The following is a 16,867-nucleotide window of genomic DNA, read 5'->3' as shown; positions in this document are numbered from 1 at the left end:
CTCTGGTTTTCAGGCTCCTTTGATTCCTTTTATGCTTGGCCGTAGATCTTCAGGTCTGATATTTTCAACACATTCCTGCACCGGGTACTGTTATCCCCAAGCCCTGCACTCACGCTTACGACCTTAATATTTTCAGCAGGGCCACAGTACCTGGTATAATCCTCAACGAGGTCTCTTTCAACAGAACTCAGGGGAATCCCTGCGATTACAACGGAAGGGGAAAAGCGCCGCCTTTTTTCCTGATCCCGGTAATAATCCCCTTCTGATTGCGGATTCATGCTCCCTGCAGTAACATAATAAATTGACTTATGGTCGCTGAATGTGATCTTTAACCAGAGGCTGAAGTTGTCCAGGTCTTCGCCATTCCAGTTCCATGAAATTTTTCCCGGAGACAGGCTTACATTTTGATTCCACACGCCTTCCCCGGTCAGGAAAGGGGTTTGAGTATCAAGATAAAGTTCGTTGCCTTTACAGCTAAGAAAGTCTCCTTCAAGGTTGCAGTTATCTTCGAAATTTCCCTCGTATACTATCTTTTCAGCAGACGTTGTTTGAAAATACAATATTGCCAGAACTGCAAAAAGCAGGAACATGAATCCTGACACAGTATTTCTTCCTGGCATCATGAAAGGTAATCATTGTCTGGAAGTTAATAAAGATTTCGAAATAAATTTATCTTTTACAAATATAGTTATACTTTTTTACAAATTATGATTACTTATTAGTACTGATTTTTACATTTGTGTTTTCAATAACTAACTCTAAATTTTCGCAGTAATCAGTAAACAATCATTTTTTGAATCTTGTGCGTTTAATTTTCGGCATCAATGGCTTTCATTTCAAATCTGTAGCTCGAAGGTAAAATCCCTAAAAGTTAAAATTTTATTTTGTTTATGGGTTTTTACAATAAATAAAAGTTATTTCCTGCATCTAAAAAACGAAAGGGTTATTTAGTATTATTATTGTCATAATTCTTATGACTATCATTGGTAATAAATATTCTATTTTACAAATATTTCGTGTACTTTTTTTTATATTTATATTTTTATGTATTATTATCCCATCAGAAGGTGCTATTGAACAGCGAGGACAACTCATAAGTATTGCAGGAGGAGATCATCACATTCTCAATGCAGAAAACTGCCCCGGATTTTATTATTCAACCACTTCCGGAACATACTATGAATCACTGGAACTTTCTTTTTCAGAGGATGGCTTTATTGAAACAGGAGATGCCATCTATACCTCAAAAATCAGTTCCGGTTCAACTGCTTTTTTCGGGAAGAAATATAAGGTCCTTGAGGACGGGCTGCTCAGTGAAAGCCTGGTGAGTTACGGAAGCCGGGATCTTCAAAAGGGGAATGATTTTGATCTCGGGAACGGCTGTAAACTGGTGCTTCAGGGTATAAACGGGAACTACGCCCTGCTTGAGTTCCAGAAAAATTCTGTCCCCGTTACTACGGAATCCGTAGAAGAGGGCTCAAAATTTAGTTTCAAGACAGAGGTCGACGGCACAGAATATGTGATCCTGGAAGGGACCCTGGAAAAGGTTCTTGACAGCAAGGACCCCGTTGTGCGCCTTAAAAGCGTAAATCATTATTCAGATACACCTCTTAAGCTCGAAAAAGGAGACGAATACGGCAAGTTCGAAGTCACTGCGGTCACGAGTAAATATATTGAGCTGAAAAACAGCGTGCCTATCAGGCTGCAGTTCGGAGATTATGCTACCATCCTCGACGACCTGATCGATTTCCAGGTTGCCGATAATGTATACCGGGCATGTTCTTACAACATGACTAAGGATACTATCAAATCGTATAAGATCAGGGGTACATCCCTGGCTGTAAACCGCTCGGATTCCTCTATGGATTTCTGCATCTGGACAGCTGATTCTTTTGGTATGCTTTTTTACGACCCTGAGTACGATCTCAGTACTGAAAGCCTTGAACTTTCCCTTGATGCTGGAAATGATTGGATTCCTGAAGGGGGCCTGGTTTACGAATCCCTGCCTGTTAAGATAGCATATAAAAACCCGGAGATGAGCGATTACGGGGAAGAATGGTTTAATGAAGGATATTCCGTGCTTGGCTGGAATGGTGAAAAATGTGCATATCTTGGGAGTGACCAGGGAATTGTAAATATCCTTCTGGATGAAGATAAGAAACTCCTCCATCCGGGTGAAGAATATTACCTGAAAGAAGGGTATACCCTGAAAGTCACCGATTTAAATTCGGATAGTGCCTGCCTGACTGTTTTCAGGAACAACCTCCCGGTGTATTCAAGCATAATCTCTCCCGGCAAATCGGCAGACCTGGGTACCCACACCCTTCTCTACACAAAGGAATTAAATGGGGTTGAAGTGCCCTTCTTTTCGGTATATGTTGACAGCGTCATACAGGGCGAGGAGCTCTCTGCTGTTAATCTGAAGTATCTTCTGCATTTCTCTGACAGCCCTCTGGAATTGAATTATGGGGATGAGATCGGAGAGCTTACTGTTGTTGAGACCTATCCGAAACTCAGGCTCGAAAATAAACATGTGGTCTGGTCCGGTTCGGATATCAATGTCATGGAAGAAACCTGGATTGGCCGGTTTGAAAAGAAGACCTCAGGGAATCTCTACGTGACCTTTTACCCTTACATGAACAGGGTGGAAAATGTGGAATCCATTCTTCCTTCCACCACTCCCGTATCCATACCCGCTATGAGCATTGAAGAATACCTGGTCGGAATCTGAAAACTTCTTGAGGCAAAACCATGAGGAACCACAATATTACTCCATACCCTTTTACCGCTATAGTCGGGCAGGAACAAATGAAAAAAGCCCTGATCTTAAATCTCATCAACCCTAAAGTGGGAGGAGTTTTGATCAGGGGGGAAAAAGGAACTGCCAAATCAACCGCCGTCCGGGCGCTTGCCAACCTCCTGCCTGAAATTGAGGTGGTTGAAGGCTGCAAGTTCAAATGCAACCCAAATAATAGAAGCGACCTGTGTGAGGAATGCCTTGAAAAACTAAAAGCAGGAGTTCTGAAAATTTCCCGGGTAAAAATGAAAGTTGCGGACCTGCCTGTAAGTGCCACCGAAGACCGGGTTGTCGGGACCCTTGATATCGAACATGCCATAAAAACAGGGGAAAAGCGTTTTGAGCCCGGAGTGCTTGCAATGGCTCACAGGGGTATCCTGTATGTGGATGAGATTAACCTTCTCGATGATCACCTTGTAGATGTGCTCCTGGACTCTGCGGCAATGGGGGTAAACACTATTGAAAGGGAAGGAATCTCCTATTCCCATCCTGCTAACTTTGTGCTTGTAGGCACCATGAACCCGGAAGAAGGGGAACTGCGGCCGCAGTTGCTGGACCGGTTTGGTTTATGTGTGGATATAAAGGGCATCAGTGACGTGTCCCGAAGAGTTGAACTTATAAAATACAGGCTCAGTTATGAGGCAGGCCCTGAAGCTTTTGCAGCAAACTGGCAGGCTGCCGAAGCCGAGCTTTGCGGGCAGATCCTTCTGGCGCAGAAACTGCTTCCAGAGGTCAGGATTTCAGATGACATGCTTGAACTGATCAGCCAGATCTGTATTGACATGGGAGTGGACGGGCACAGGGCAGACCTTACCATGATGAAGACCTCAATCACGCTTGCAGCTTTTTATGGAAGAACCGAAGTAACCGAGGAAGATGTCCGGGAGGCTGCGGGGCTTACCCTTTCTCACCGCATGCGCAGAAAGCCTTTTGATAATCAGCCCGATAAACAGGATAAACTGGACGACAGTATTGAGAAACATAAAGAAAAGCAGAAGGAAAAACAGAAGGAAAAACAGAAAAATCAGGAAGATAAACCGAAAAATGAGGGCGGAAATGAGAAAGATAAACCCGAGCAGCAAAAAAAAGAACCGAACGAAGGCCCGGATCAGCAGCCTAAACAGGCTGAAGGTCATCGCCCTGAAGAGTCCGGAGACAAGAATACAGAGCAACCGGACGCTTCTTCGGAAACTACTTTTGAAATCGGGGAAAACTATCAGGTAAAACAATTGTCTCCTGAATTTCGCAGAGATCAGCGAAACGGATCAGGCAGGCGCAGCAAAACCCTGACCAGATCTAAAAAAGGCAGGTACATAAAAAGTTCAATTCCTCACGAAAAAACCACAGACCTTGCTTTTGATGCCACCCTGAGGGCTGCTGCTCCCTTCCAGCTTACGCGGGAAAAGAATGGCAATTCCATGGCAATCCATGAATCCGATTTTAGGGAAAAAATACGGGAGAAAAAGATAGGGAACCTTGTACTCTTTGTGGTTGATGCCAGTGGTTCGATGGGAGCCCGGCAGCGTATGGTTGCTTCCAAAGGTGCAGTCCTGTCAATGCTTATGGATGCCTACCAGAAACGCGACAAAGTGGGGCTTATCGCTTTTAAAGGGGATAGTGCGGAACTGCTGCTGCCTCCGACCTCCAGTATAGAACTGGCTCAAAAGTATTTACAGGAAATGCCTACGGGGGGAAAGACGCCTCTTTCCCAGGGACTTGTAAAAGGGTATGAGGTCATAAAAATCGAACTCCAGCGTGATCCCGATACCTGCCCTTTTATGGTTCTTATCTCTGACGGCAGGGCTAATGTCAGTATGAATGGGGAATCCCCTCTTCAGGAAACAAAAACAGTTGCTTCCCGGTTAAGGGAGGAAGGCATACAATCTGCCGTAATTGACACGGAAAACAGCATGATCAAATTCGGGCTTGCACAGCAGATTTCTACTGCCCTTGGAGCCACGTACCTGACCCTTGAAAATTTAAAATCAGATTCTATAGTCGATGCGGTTCGAGCTTCAGCCCCTTTTGATATCCGGTCACCTTCAGGTGATTTTTCAGTTTGAGTCCTTTTAGATCGCCTATTTTCGGCCCTGAAAACCTTTTTCAAAACAGAGTTTTATCTCTCAAAAATACAACAAAAGCTATATGTCTATCTAAAGCTGTAAACCATGCCTATGGATTTTCAGATCTTGGATGCAGATTACCAAATCGTCAATGGCAGCGGGCCTGTCATTCGCCTCTTTGGCAGGGCGGCGGACGGAAAAAGTGTATGCTGCTTTGTCCCGGATTTTGAGCCTTACTTTTATCTCAAGGCCTCTGGAGACCTGCACGCTGTAGCGAGGCTTATAAAAGATACTTTTGAGCAGGTCCAGAAGGTCGAAATTGTCGAAAAGTTTGAACCTGTTGGATACCAGAAAACAAAGAAAGAAATGCTCAGGATTACTACCCGCCTGCCAAGGGATGTGCCTGAGATAAGGGACGAGATTCTGAAGGTTCGGGATGTTTTGAGAGCCGAAGGGGACTGGCAGGTTTATGAAAGTGATATTCTCTTCAGAAACCGCTTTTTAATTGATAGGGATCTTGGAGGCATGGTCTGGGTTTCTGTAGAAGGAAAGTCCGTAGAACCCCCCAGATATTTCCGGGCAGGTTCTGCAGGCAGTTCCCTCCGCGAAAACTTTGCATGTGATTCTGCAATCCTTGCATCCGGGTTAAAGAGGGTTGAAAGCCTGGCAATTGCTCCTTTGAAGTACCTCTCTTTTGATATTGAGTGCCTGCCCCATGACGGAGGGATGCCTTCTCCTGATGTCTCGCCCATAATCATGATCAGCTTCTCTTTCGAGCCCGCATATAATGGGCATAAGACCCTTATTCTGCTGGCAAAACCTGCTGCCGGAATGGATGACGATGTCATTCCCTGCAGGGATGAAACCGAGATGTTGAACCGTTTTTTCGAGATTATTTGCGAATATGACCCTGACATTGTTGCAGGGTATAACCACCAGGACTTCGATATTCCTTATATCACGGACAGGGTTAAAACCCTGATTGCAAAAGGGGAAGTGATCAATCCGGTTGTTGGGAGGGACGGCAGCCAGATGGGTTATAGAAGGTTCGGGCTCATTACCCGGACTGAACTGAAAGGCAGGGTGGTTGTGGATGCCCTTCCTCTTATAAGGAGAGCTTTCAGCCTGAAACAGTATACCCTGAGAGTCGTTTCAAAAGAACTTCTGAACCGTGAAAAACTTGATGTTGCTCCTATGGAGATGGAAGAGTACTGGAATGACTCAGGGGATAAATTTAAAAAATTTGTTGATTATTCACGCAGGGACTCCGAGCTTGCCCTGGAGCTTGTTCTTGAGCTGAGGCTCCTTGATAAATACATCGCTCTTGCTCAGGTAAGCGGGAGCCTGCTCCAGGAGATTGTTGACGGGGGTCAAACTTCCATGGTTGAGAATCTTCTCCTCAGGGAATTCAGGCTGAAGGACCGGGTTATTCTTCCAAAGCCAGGGGACGAGCTTTCGGCTGAAAGGTACGATATGAGTTCGGACCTGAAAGGTGGAGAGGTACTTGAACCGAAGAAGGGCCTTCTGGAAAATGTGCTGATCCTTGACTACAAGTCTCTTTATCCTACTATCATGATGGCTCACAACCTGTGTTACACAACTGTTGTGACTCGAGACCGGCCTGATGGGGAAACGATCAAGCCTCCGTCGGGGGGAGAATTTGTTCCTCCTGAGGTATTCAGGGGCATTGTGCCTTCCATTCTCGAAGACCTGCTTAACCAGAGGGGGGAGACAAAGAAAAGGATGAAGCGGGCCTCGGATGAAAACGAGTGTCGTGTGCTTGATGCTACCCAGCTTGCCTTAAAAATCCTGCTTAACAGTTTTTACGGCTATTCGGGGTATGCCCGGGCAAGGCTCTACAGCCTGACGCTTGCAAATGCCGTAACCAGTTTTGGGAGACATAATATCCTGAATACCCGGGACCTCATAAATACTACTATAGGTAAAATCGTTTTAAGGGGTTCGGCAGCTTTACTTCTCGAAGAAGCAGGGGAACTTTCCTCTCAGGACAAAATAGTCGAATTGTCAGTTGCTTACGGGGATACAGACAGTGTTTTTGTGCACTGCAGGTCAAGTGGAGATCTCTCCCTTGAAGAGATCAGCCTTGTAGGGGACCGGCTTTCAGAGATTGTTTCGGCTTCTCTACCTGACCCGATGGAGCTTGAGTTTGAATCTGTTGCAAAACGTGCTCTTCTCATTGCAAAGAAGCGCTATGCACTCTGGCTTTTTGAGCCCAAAAATTCAGGCTGGGAAAACAAAATCAAGGTCAAAGGCATGGAAACTGTGCGCAGGGACTGGTGCGAACTGACTTCAATAACTCTTAACAGGGTTCTTGAGCTTGTGCTTATAGAGGGTGATGTTGACCAGGCTGTAGAACACGTCCGTAAGGTTGTCAACGATGTCAGAAACCTTGACCCTGGAAGAGATGCCGAGCTTATTGAAAAACTTATCCTGACCCGGACCCTTACCCGAAAACCTGACAGCTACAAAAATAAGCAGCCTCACCTGACCGTTGTAGAAAATCTGAGGACGCGGACTGGGATCATGCCTTCGATAGGGACAAGGATTCCTTTTGTCATCATCGCAGGAAAAGGCCTCTTTGTTGAGCGAGCCGAGGACCCCGACTATGTCCGGGAACGCAATGTGCCTATAGATGTGGATTACTATATTAAGAAGCAGATTCTGCCCCCCGTGGAGCGCATTCTGGGGGTTTTTGGAGTCAAAATGTCTTCCCTTGACTTTGATTCAAAGCAGAAAGGCCTCTTTGATTTTGAAGTGAAGAACCCTGATGTGAAAACACAGGAAAAAGATAAATTATCCTCTCAAAGGGAGCACGAAGGGTTAGTACAGGAAGAGAAGATCCAGTGCCCGGAGAACGGGCGTGTAGAGCAGCGTTCCCTGTTCGATTTCTAACGCCCGAATTGCGCTTCGGCACCCGAGTTTCGCTTCGGGAGCACGAGGTCCTTTTCGCTGCGCTCAAGAGGACTACTTGATGGGTTTTAGCAGTGAACTTCGCCAAGAGGGCTTATTTTGTGTTACGGGTGAGCTTCACTCAAGAGAGCTAAGTTCTAATCTCTCTGACCCATACAACGTCAGTTGCTACATCAAGTCGTTCTTGCCACGCTCGACGCAGGAGAGCGGCCTTACAAAGGAATAAAGAACAGAAAATACAAACCATGAAGTAAATGTGACATAATATGAGCAAATACTAAAAAATATAGAAAAACCTGTATAAATGATCACAAACCAGAATTAAATACATATTAAAGGCATTCTTTTTCAAGTCTCTTTTTCACTTCTTTTTTTGAAGGACCTCCAGACAAGCTGGCGGAGGCGCTTATATTTACCTGAATTGAAAAGCGATTTCCGGGTTTAAGGAATGTATTTATCTGGCTGGCAGGCCGGCCCAAATCCCTTACGGCGCCGGGAGGGAAAAATGGGAATTTTCCTTCTGGGGCTAGAATAGAGCAACTAATTAATCAGGGACTGCCAACGAGCTTGCTTCATCTACACATTCCAGCTCTCGATTTATGCCCTTTTTTTATTCCTCAATCCTTTTATTTATATTCTCAGTCCCTCTATCTTGAAGGTTATCGGGAGGTTGCTATATATTTTATATAGTTTCTATTTAGCAAATTTATTTCTTTTGTGTTTATTATTTATATGTACCACAATACATTATATGTGGGGAATCTTTATATCTTCCTTATCTTTTATTCTCCATTGTACTAGAAACGATTTTGATAAATATAGATTGTTGATTTATTATTATTTATTTATGGAGTATGTGTAACATGGCGAATAAATTGAAAGCATATACAGTCCTCACGTTACTGGTGATCGGGCTTGTGTTTCTGGGAATTGGATGTGCTGAAAAGAATAGTGGTGATTCTTCCCCTGTTCAGGAAACCTCTTCCGAGGGAGCTCCTGAAGCCGATTCACAGGGCATTTTTCTGAAAGGTTCTGATACAGTTCTCCCCCTTGCTCAGGCTGAAGCTGAAGAATTTATGATTGCCTATCCTGAAAAGAGTGTAACAGTTACCGGGGGCGGATCCGGGGTTGGGATTGCTGCACTCATTGATGGTGAGGTGGACATTGCTACCGCATCCAGAGAAATGAAAGCTGAAGAAATCGAAGCTGCCAAAGCAAATGGAATCAATCCGGTGGAGCACACTATTGCCATTGACGGCATTTCAGTGATTGTAAACCCCGAGAATCCTGTTTCCGAACTTACCTTTGACCAGCTGCGTGGCATCTATAACGGGAGCATCAGCAACTGGAAGGATGTTGGTGGAGATGACAGGCCTATTGCCGTAATCTCTAGAGACAGCAGTTCCGGAACTTATGAATACTTCAAGGAAGACGTGTTGCTCGGGGACGAATACCGGCCTGACGCTCTTACCCAGCCTGCCACAGGGGGAATTGTGGGCGAGGTATCTCAGAACCCCAACGCAATCGGATACATCGGCGTTGCATACCTCGATGAAAGTGTACAGGCCCTGAGCCTGGATAGTGGAAACGGCTCTGAATCCCCAAGTCCTGACAACATCATAAGTGGTGCATACCCACTTTCAAGACCTCTCTACTTTTACACCAACGGGGAGCCTTCAGGCCTCACAAAGGAATTCATAGACTATGTTATGAGTGCAGATGGGCAGAGCATAGTAAGTGAAGTCGGGTACTTCCCGATAAATTCGTAAAATCGGAAAACAATTTCAAGGGAATAAAATGTTTGATAGAAATTATAAGGAAAAATCGATCGAATCGGTGCTTTTTTCAGTAAGCGCCCTTACGGTCATCATCCTTTTCCTTATCTGCCTCTTTTTATTCAGGGACGGTTTACTTCTTTTTAAAGCTACGTCTCTTCTGGACTTTCTTACAGGGAAGTTCTGGTACCCGACATCCGTAAATAGGCAGTTCGGGCTATTGCCTCTGTTTTTCGGTTCACTTCTTGTTACTGCCGGAGCAATTCTTTTTGCTGTGCCTCTGGGGATTGCTTCTGCCATCTATATTTCCGAGATTGCACACCCAAAGGTTGCGGATTTCCTTAAGCCCTTTATCGAGATTCTGGCAGGTATTCCTTCGGTTGTCTTCGGGTTCTTCGGGCTTGTTATACTGGTCCCGTTTGTGCGGACTACCTTTAACCTGCCGACAGGGCAAACTGCTCTTACAGGCTCCATTATGCTTGGGATTATGGCGCTTCCAACTATAATCACTATTTCAGAGGACGCCATAAGTTCTGTTCCCAGCACTCTCAAACAGGGTTCTCTTGCTCTTGGGGCTACAAGATGGCAGACTATATACAAGGTCATAATCCCTGCAGCCCTTTCCGGAATTTCCGCAGCCGTAATGCTCGGCATGGGGAGGGCTATAGGGGAGACAATGACTGTCATGATGGTAACCGGAAATACTGCAATAATTCCTTCTTTTCCCGGAGGCATTCTGGATCCTGTGAGGACAATGACTGCTACAATCGCACTTGAGATGGGGGAGGTTCCCCAGGGAAGTGCCCACTTCCATGCCCTCTTTGCGGTTGGGTCTGTACTTTTCATCATAACTTTCCTGATCAACCTGCTTGCGGATTCAATTAAAAAGCGATACAGGTTCAAGGTGGACTGAGCATGGGATTGAATGCAAGAACAAGTGAAAAAATCGCCTTTACACTGCTCAGGCTTGCAACACTGATGGTGGCAGGGTTTGTGCTGGTTATCCTTGCATATATTGTTTACAATGGGTACAGTGTAATTAGCATTGAGTTCCTTACCGAGATGCCCAGACGGATGATGACTCAAGGTGGGATCTATCCGGCAATCGTGGGTACTTTAACTCTTATCCTCGGGTCAATGGCTGTTGCTCTTCCCATGGGGATTATGGCTGCCATCTACCTCAACGAGTACGCAGGAGATACCCGGATTACCTGGATTATAGAAATGGCAATTAATAATCTTGCAGGAACTCCATCTGTGGTTTTCGGGCTTTTCGGGCTGGCAATGTTTGTTAAGTACTTTGGCTTTGGTCCTTCTATACTTTCAGCCTCCCTCACCCTTTCTCTTCTGATCCTTCCGGTGATTATCCGTTCCAGCCAGGAAGCCCTGATCACAGTTCCGAAGGAATACCGGGAATCCTCTCTTGCGCTTGGGATCAGCAAATGGCAGACAATCAGGCATGTGGTCCTGCCGGCAGCTATTCCGGGAATTATTACAGGTTCCATCCTGAGTATTGGAAGGGTTGCAGGAGAAACTGCTCCCATTCTTCTTACAGGTGCAGCTTACTACCTGCCAAGGCTGCCTGATTCGATCTATTCCCAGTTCATGGCTCTCCCCTACCACCTCTTCGTGCTGGCCACCGCCGGGACAAACATTGCCAAAACCAGGCCCCTTCAGTATGGTACGGCTCTGGTCCTGTTGATGATCGTGTTGGGCTTGAACCTCATAGCAGTTCTGATCCGCAGGCATTACAGGCAAAAATTGAAAATTTGATTTGAGTTTTATTAATAACGTATCAGTGTTTATATAATAATCGAGGTCCATAAATGACTGAAGCTGTTCAAAACGTAGCTCAGCCCCAGATAGAGGTCGAAAACCTGAATCTGTGGTACGGGGAAAAGCAGGCCCTTAAGGACATTTCCATGCATATCCCCAAAAACAGCGTAACCGCTCTTATAGGCCCTTCAGGCTGCGGAAAGTCTACTTTCATCCGGTGCTTAAACAGGATGAACGATCTTATCAAGAACTGCAGGATCGAAGGTAAAATTTCAATTGAAGGCAAGGATATCTACGGAACAGGCGTGGATGTTGTTGACCTCCGGAAACAGGTCGGAATGGTTTTCCAGAAGCCCAACCCTTTTCCGATGTCCATTTATGACAACATCGCATATGGGCCGCGTATCCATGGTGTAACTAAGAAAGGTCTGGATGGAGTTGTCGAGGGTGCCCTTCGTTCGGCTGCCATCTGGGATGAGACTTCAGATCGGCTCAAGTCTCCTGCCCTTTCCCTGAGTGGGGGGCAGCAGCAAAGGCTTTGTATTGCCCGGACTCTGGCAGTAAAGCCCGAAATCATTCTTTTCGATGAGCCCTGCAGTGCTCTTGATCCAATTTCAACATCAAGGATCGAAGAACTGATCATGAACCTTAAAAAAGATTATACCATAGTAATTGTAACTCATAATATGCAACAGGCAGCAAGGATTTCAGATCACACAGGCTTTTTCCTTATGGGGGAACTGATTGAGTTCGGTCAGACAAGGCAGATTTTCCAAAATCCAAAGGAACAGAGCACTGAGGATTACATTACTGGCAGGTTTGGGTGATTAAAATGGTTCGAGAACGATATCTAATGCAGCTGGATCTGCTCAGGGAGTCCGTACTTTCTCTTGGGGAACTGTCTGAACTGATTTTTCACGACTCTATGGAGGCGGTTATAGACCTCAATGTTGAGCTTGCCAGAAAGACTCTTGCCCTTGAGCCGGAAGCAGATAAACTTGAGGAAGGGATCGAGGTTTCCATTTTTGACCTGCTGGCGCTTCAGCAACCTATGGCAAGTGACCTCCGGCTTGTTGTGTCGGCTCTTAAGATTGCGGCAGACCTTAGAAGGGTCGTGGGGCTTTCAATCAATATTGCCAAAATCCCTGGGAGAATCGAAGGGGGGCATATCAAACCACTCATAGATACCAAAAGAATGGCAGATATCACCGCAGATATGATTGCAAATTCCCTCAAGGCGTTCGAGACTCGAGACTCTGAACTTGCACGAACGACAGCCGCCCGGGATGAAGAGGTCGATAAGATCTTTTATGCAGTCTGGGTCGAACTTCTGGAGATGATGGCAAAAGACACAAGTATTATTTCCAAAGCCACACATTTGCTCTTCCTGGTTCGCTATCTGGAAAGGATTGCAGATCACTGCTGTAATATCTGTGAAAGTGTTATTTATCTAACGACGGCTGAACGTGTTAAGTTAAACTAAACAGACTTTCTGGCCAGTTTTCTTCATTTTTTCTTTTTTCACCCCCTCTTTTCTCTTATTTTTCAATCTTCAGTGATGTGCATGTTTTAAGTATATTTATAAGCATATAGACGCCCATGCCTGATATTCATATCAAAAATACGAGAATTTATTATAATAACTCTCTTCAGCCTGCCGAAATCATTATTGAGAACGGCAAAATCACAAAAATCGGAAAGGACTTCAGGGTCTCGAGTTCGGATATGGTAATAGATGCAGGGGGCTCCCTTACCTTGCCTGCCGGAATTGACGTGCATGTCCATTTCAGGGAACCGGGCATGACCCTTAAGGAAAACTGGTATACAGGGTCATGCTCTGCAGCTGCCGGGGGCATTGCCACTGTTATTGACCAGCCAAATACCATGCCTCCTACAACGGACAGGCGCTCTTTTGAACAGAAGCTCAAATTTGCCCGAAATAAGTCTATTGTTGATTTCGGGATTAACGGTGGGGTTACAGGAAATGTAGAGAAGCTCAAAGAACTCTGGAGGCTGGGAGTCACGGCTTTCGGGGAGATTTTCATGGCTGAGTCTACAGGCGGGCTAAACATCAATGAAGAAACCTTTGAAGAAGCCCTGGCTGAGATCAAACGTCTTGGAGCCCTTGCTACAATTCATGCCGAGGACGAAAAGATGCGCCTTGAACTGGAACAGCTGTTGAAGGATGATGTTTCTTATGAGTACCATTCAAAGGTACGCCCAAATGCATGTGAGGCATCGGCTGTCCAGAGTGCGCTTGAACTCATTTCCAAACTCCAGGTAAGGGCACATTTCTGTCATCTAAGTACGCTTGAAGCTGTGGGAATGGTCCGAAAAGAAAAATATCTTGCAAAAAGAGAAGACAAAAAACCCCTTTTTACATGTGAGGTTACTCCTCATCACCTGTTTCTCTCCACGAAGGACTGGGAGAGGCTCAGGGCTTTTGGCAAAATGAACCCTCCTTTGCGGGGGAGCCACAGCATCAAAGCGCTTGTAAACGGGCTGAATGACGGGACTATTGACATGGTGGCTTCGGACCATGCTCCACACCTTGAGTCTGAAAAGGATGTCGATGTCAGGTTTGCTCCTTCCGGAGTGCCGGGGGTTGAAACCCTTATGCCTCTCATGCTTGCTGCGGTCAAAAAAAATATTCTGCCCCTTTCGCAGATGATAATGGTTACAAGCAGGAACCCGGCAAAGGCTTTTGGGCTGGATCTCCAGGGCAAAGGCAAGCTTGAGGTGGGTTTTGATGCAGACCTCATGATTGTAGATCCACGCAACCTTCAACCCATAAAAGCTGAAATGCTGCACAGTAAAGCCGGATGGACTCCATTTGAAGGGATGGATGCGGTTTTTCCGCAATATACACTCTCTAGAGGCGAGGTAATCTGGATTGAAGAGTGCATTAATGCAAGGCCTGGAAGGGGCAATTTCCTTGAAGGCGGCGGAAAAAAATCAAAAGAAGAATATGAGGAAGATGACGAAAATTCTGAAGAGGCCGGATCAGATTAAGGTTCCGGAACTCTCCTTTTTTAAATACTTTTTTCAGTAAAAGTCAATTGAGTCCAGCTGTGAATGTAACAGCTCCTGATGTTTCTTTTCAAGGAATTTATATACAGCGCCGTGTGCAGCTCCGTCAAGCAGCATTTTTATGGCTGTTCGCATTATGGTGTTCTGTTCAGCGTACCCAAGTACGGATACGGTTTTTCCGTATACGGATATCTTGACATTTATCAGGCTTTCCGCAAGCTCTCTGGTTCGCCCGCCTCTTCCTATAATCCTGCCTTTTATGCGCTGGAGCTCTTTTGGAGTGGTGGCAACGTCGGATAGGTCAATTATTTCAAGCATTAGCATGTCGTCTTCAAGGATCCCAAGGGCTTTTTCAGGACTAAAACCTCTTCCTATGGCTTTGATTGTTTCAAGAATCCTGAATTCTTTTAATGGATCTCCCTCACAGGTAATATCGATTTTTCCGCTTTCGCTGTCTATGTCCAATTGACAAGCGGTTTTTTCCTCGATAAATTTCTTTGTTTCTCCTTTAGGACCAATAATTGCTCCGATTCGCTCTTTGGGAATTTTGAGATACTGAGTCATGTTGTTTCCGCCTGTATTTTTGAAAGTAGGTCTTCAGGTTTGTCTGTTATTCCATAGCGGCTGAAGAACCTTAGTATATTTAGTACGTCTCTGTAGAGAAACTCTCTGGCATTAGGGTGTTCCAGAGTCACAGATTGCCCCATGTCGATGAAAATCGGGGTCGTATCTGCCGGATCAATGAGGATATTGTATTCACTCAGGTCGGCGTGAACGAGATTCGCTTCTTTATTGAGGAGGCGCATATATTCGACGATTTTGTCATAAACAATCTTTGCTTCCTCATTTTCCAGGTGCGTGTTCTTCAATAGGGGATAGGGCACCTTTTCTTCTCCCATGAACTCCATGATAAGAATATTTTTCTCCGCAACCAGTGGCTCAGGCACTCGTATTCCTGCGCTCTTTGCACGCGTCAGGTTCTGGAATTCCTTGCGTGTCCATGCAAAAATTATGTCTCGTCTGTTATTTCTAATGTTTGTGAAGCGAGGGTCTTTCATAATATAGGCATCCATCGCCTTGAAAGTGCTGCTGGCCATTCTATATATCTTTATTGCCAGTTCTCTGTTATCACCTTCTGCATAGAAGACATTTGCTTCCTTTCCAGTACTGATGGAGCCTCCAAGAGCCTTTATTATGCCTTTATTGGAAAGGGTATAAAGGACTTTAAGGGTGGGCACGTCGAATACATTTTCTTCCACCCTCAGCCTTTCGGAGTCTTTCTCCCTGGCACGTGCTTTATCTGTGGCGCTGTCAAGGCGCCTTATTTTCTCGTTCTGGTCCATCCTATGTTATCCTTTAAAGTACCCTTTTCTCTCTAGCCAGTCTACCTGTGGCCTTGTGTATTTCCAGATAACTTCTGCCTTTTCGTTCTGAAATTCCCATGGCACAACAATGACAACATCTCCCTCTCTAATCCAGGTTTTCTTCTTCATCGAACCCGGAATTCTCCCCATACGGATGACTCCGTCTATGCAACGGAGCTTAAGACGGTTTGCACCAAGGAGACTTTCAACGGTTGCCAGAATCTCGTTATTTTCCCTTTGCGGAGTACGTATTTTTGTAACTGCCTCTTCTGCGCTGGGGTTGGCGTTTGATATAGGTTTCTTTAAGTCTGCCAGTGTGATACCTCGTTATATGTAGTTTGCAATTCTTATAGTATTTTTTATTTTTATACTCTATATCTCCTATATCTCTTTTTTCGGGCTTTAAGGTTATTCGTCGTGCCGCTTTCAACTTCCTGTTGTTATTTTAATGCTGTGCTTTTCGGCTTTCTTTTTATCCATTCTTATTATTATTTTTATCTATGTGATCTGCATGGCGACAGGTATATATACCGGATGCGTGTTTGTATGTCTTACACGTGAAACAAGCGTGCCCCGCTCTCGAATTATTAATTCCAGGGTGGAATTCAGGGACTGAAAATACAACATTTCATTATATGTTATGTTTGTTTTTCTTTACAATGTTGCCTGAATACAAAGCTTTATATACTAAAACTGATGTATATATGTTTCCCGTACCATCACGAATCTCTTTGTGTTGGTTGGTTCTCTCATAGTTATATGGTTTGATGTCTCTTTTTTTCAAAAGGGATGGTGCAAATCTTTATATGCCATGAGTGCGTATATATGTATTCCCTTTCTGGTGTGGATTTCAAGTCCTGCTAGGAGGTTTACTCATCGTGGTCTGGTGAAAAGTTCTTCCTGTCAAAGGGGGGATTCGATACCTATAAATACTATGAGCGAGTAACTATAATTTCCTGCATCATACATGCAGCAATTACTACTCATTATTAATTTTGTGGGGCCAGGAGTTGTTTCCTGTCTGACGAGGATTTTGTCGGTTCGGTTAATTCTGGGTGATTGATGTTTTTTACATCTATCGCGAAATAGAACTAACTGAATTGCTAGTTGTTAGTGCAAGTTTCTGCGACC

Annotated in this window: 13 protein-coding genes; 9 read left to right on the top strand and 4 right to left on the bottom strand. The window is 45.0% G+C overall.

Annotated elements, in window-relative coordinates; translation table 11 throughout:
* Window positions 1–29: 29 nt before the first annotated feature.
* The gene (locus PHF18_RS13510; protein ID WP_300103740.1) at window positions 30–623 is read right to left on the bottom strand and encodes a hypothetical protein; all 594 of its coding nucleotides are present in this window, start codon (window positions 621–623) and stop codon (window positions 30–32) included.
* Window positions 624–973: 350 nt separating this feature from the next.
* On the opposite strand from PHF18_RS13510, the gene PHF18_RS13505 reads away from it, so the two are divergent.
* The 9 genes from PHF18_RS13505 (at window position 974) to PHF18_RS13465 (ending at window position 14,354) form a co-directional block, all read left to right on the top strand.
* A complete protein-coding gene (locus tag PHF18_RS13505; protein WP_300103738.1) occupies window positions 974–2,731 on the top strand; it encodes an S-layer protein domain-containing protein in 1,758 nt (585 codons plus the stop codon).
* A gap of 20 nt (window positions 2,732–2,751) precedes the next feature.
* A complete protein-coding gene (locus PHF18_RS13500) occupies window positions 2,752–4,860 on the top strand; it encodes a putative cobaltochelatase (protein ID WP_300103736.1) in 2,109 nt (702 codons plus the stop codon).
* A gap of 105 nt (window positions 4,861–4,965) precedes the next feature.
* Complete coding sequence (locus PHF18_RS13495; protein WP_300103733.1) at window positions 4,966–7,773, top strand: DNA-directed DNA polymerase; 2,808 nt, start codon at window positions 4,966–4,968, stop codon at window positions 7,771–7,773.
* Window positions 7,774–8,654: 881 nt separating this feature from the next.
* The gene (locus PHF18_RS13490; RefSeq protein WP_300103731.1) at window positions 8,655–9,560 is read left to right on the top strand and encodes a PstS family phosphate ABC transporter substrate-binding protein; all 906 of its coding nucleotides are present in this window, start codon (window positions 8,655–8,657) and stop codon (window positions 9,558–9,560) included.
* Window positions 9,561–9,588: 28 nt separating this feature from the next.
* Complete coding sequence (gene pstC / locus PHF18_RS13485; RefSeq protein ID WP_300103729.1) at window positions 9,589–10,479, top strand: phosphate ABC transporter permease subunit PstC; 891 nt, start codon at window positions 9,589–9,591, stop codon at window positions 10,477–10,479.
* 2 nt (window positions 10,480–10,481) lie between these two features.
* Window positions 10,482–11,339, top strand: coding sequence for a phosphate ABC transporter permease PstA (gene pstA, locus PHF18_RS13480; RefSeq protein ID WP_300103727.1), 858 nt, complete (start codon window positions 10,482–10,484; stop codon window positions 11,337–11,339).
* Between the two features lie 53 nt (window positions 11,340–11,392).
* On the top strand, window positions 11,393–12,169 hold the full coding sequence (gene pstB, locus PHF18_RS13475) for a phosphate ABC transporter ATP-binding protein PstB (RefSeq protein WP_300103726.1): 777 nt from the start codon (window positions 11,393–11,395) through the stop codon (window positions 12,167–12,169).
* A gap of 5 nt (window positions 12,170–12,174) precedes the next feature.
* Window positions 12,175–12,825, top strand: coding sequence for a phosphate signaling complex protein PhoU (phoU, locus tag PHF18_RS13470; RefSeq protein ID WP_300103723.1), 651 nt, complete (start codon window positions 12,175–12,177; stop codon window positions 12,823–12,825).
* 116 nt (window positions 12,826–12,941) lie between these two features.
* Window positions 12,942–14,354: a dihydroorotase gene (locus PHF18_RS13465; RefSeq protein ID WP_300103720.1), complete on the top strand. Its 1,413-nt coding sequence runs from the start codon at window positions 12,942–12,944 to the stop codon at window positions 14,352–14,354.
* Between the two features lie 33 nt (window positions 14,355–14,387).
* On the opposite strand, the gene PHF18_RS13460 is transcribed toward PHF18_RS13465, so the two are convergent.
* The 3 genes from PHF18_RS13460 to eif1A are packed head-to-tail and all read right to left on the bottom strand — an operon-like array spanning window position 14,388 to window position 16,057.
* The gene (locus PHF18_RS13460; RefSeq protein ID WP_300103717.1) at window positions 14,388–14,936 is read right to left on the bottom strand and encodes a KH domain-containing protein; all 549 of its coding nucleotides are present in this window, start codon (window positions 14,934–14,936) and stop codon (window positions 14,388–14,390) included.
* The gene (locus PHF18_RS13455) at window positions 14,933–15,715 is read right to left on the bottom strand and encodes a serine protein kinase RIO (protein ID WP_300103715.1); all 783 of its coding nucleotides are present in this window, start codon (window positions 15,713–15,715) and stop codon (window positions 14,933–14,935) included. Before PHF18_RS13455 ends, PHF18_RS13460 begins: the two co-directional genes overlap by 4 nt.
* 6 nt (window positions 15,716–15,721) lie before the next feature.
* On the bottom strand, window positions 15,722–16,057 hold the full coding sequence (eif1A, locus tag PHF18_RS13450; protein WP_300103773.1) for a translation initiation factor eIF-1A: 336 nt from the start codon (window positions 16,055–16,057) through the stop codon (window positions 15,722–15,724).
* Window positions 16,058–16,867: the final 810 nt, after the last annotated feature.

The sequence above is a fragment of the Methanosarcina sp. genome (assembly GCF_028693135.1).
Taxonomy (GTDB): Archaea; Halobacteriota; Methanosarcinia; order Methanosarcinales; family Methanosarcinaceae; genus Methanosarcina.
This window is presented reverse-complemented; position numbering and strand designations above follow the sequence as displayed.

Bases quoted from the DNA above. Each gene is read 5' to 3' on its own strand.
- PHF18_RS13510 (WP_300103740.1), bottom strand. From the start codon at position 623: ATGATGCCAGGAAGAAATACTGTGTCAGGATTCATGTTCCTGCTTTTT.
- pstC (WP_300103729.1), top strand. From the start codon at position 9,589: ATGTTTGATAGAAATTATAAGGAAAAATCGATCGAATCGGTGCTTTTT.
- PHF18_RS13500 (WP_300103736.1), top strand. From the start codon at position 2,752: ATGAGGAACCACAATATTACTCCATACCCTTTTACCGCTATAGTCGGG.
- PHF18_RS13460 (WP_300103717.1), bottom strand. From the start codon at position 14,936: ATGACTCAGTATCTCAAAATTCCCAAAGAGCGAATCGGAGCAATTATT.
- PHF18_RS13465 (WP_300103720.1), top strand. From the start codon at position 12,942: ATGCCTGATATTCATATCAAAAATACGAGAATTTATTATAATAACTCT.
- phoU (WP_300103723.1), top strand. From the start codon at position 12,175: ATGGTTCGAGAACGATATCTAATGCAGCTGGATCTGCTCAGGGAGTCC.
- pstA (WP_300103727.1), top strand. From the start codon at position 10,482: ATGGGATTGAATGCAAGAACAAGTGAAAAAATCGCCTTTACACTGCTC.
- pstB (WP_300103726.1), top strand. From the start codon at position 11,393: ATGACTGAAGCTGTTCAAAACGTAGCTCAGCCCCAGATAGAGGTCGAA.
- PHF18_RS13455 (WP_300103715.1), bottom strand. From the start codon at position 15,715: ATGGACCAGAACGAGAAAATAAGGCGCCTTGACAGCGCCACAGATAAA.
- PHF18_RS13490 (WP_300103731.1), top strand. From the start codon at position 8,655: ATGGCGAATAAATTGAAAGCATATACAGTCCTCACGTTACTGGTGATC.
- PHF18_RS13495 (WP_300103733.1), top strand. From the start codon at position 4,966: ATGCCTATGGATTTTCAGATCTTGGATGCAGATTACCAAATCGTCAAT.
- PHF18_RS13505 (WP_300103738.1), top strand. From the start codon at position 974: ATGACTATCATTGGTAATAAATATTCTATTTTACAAATATTTCGTGTA.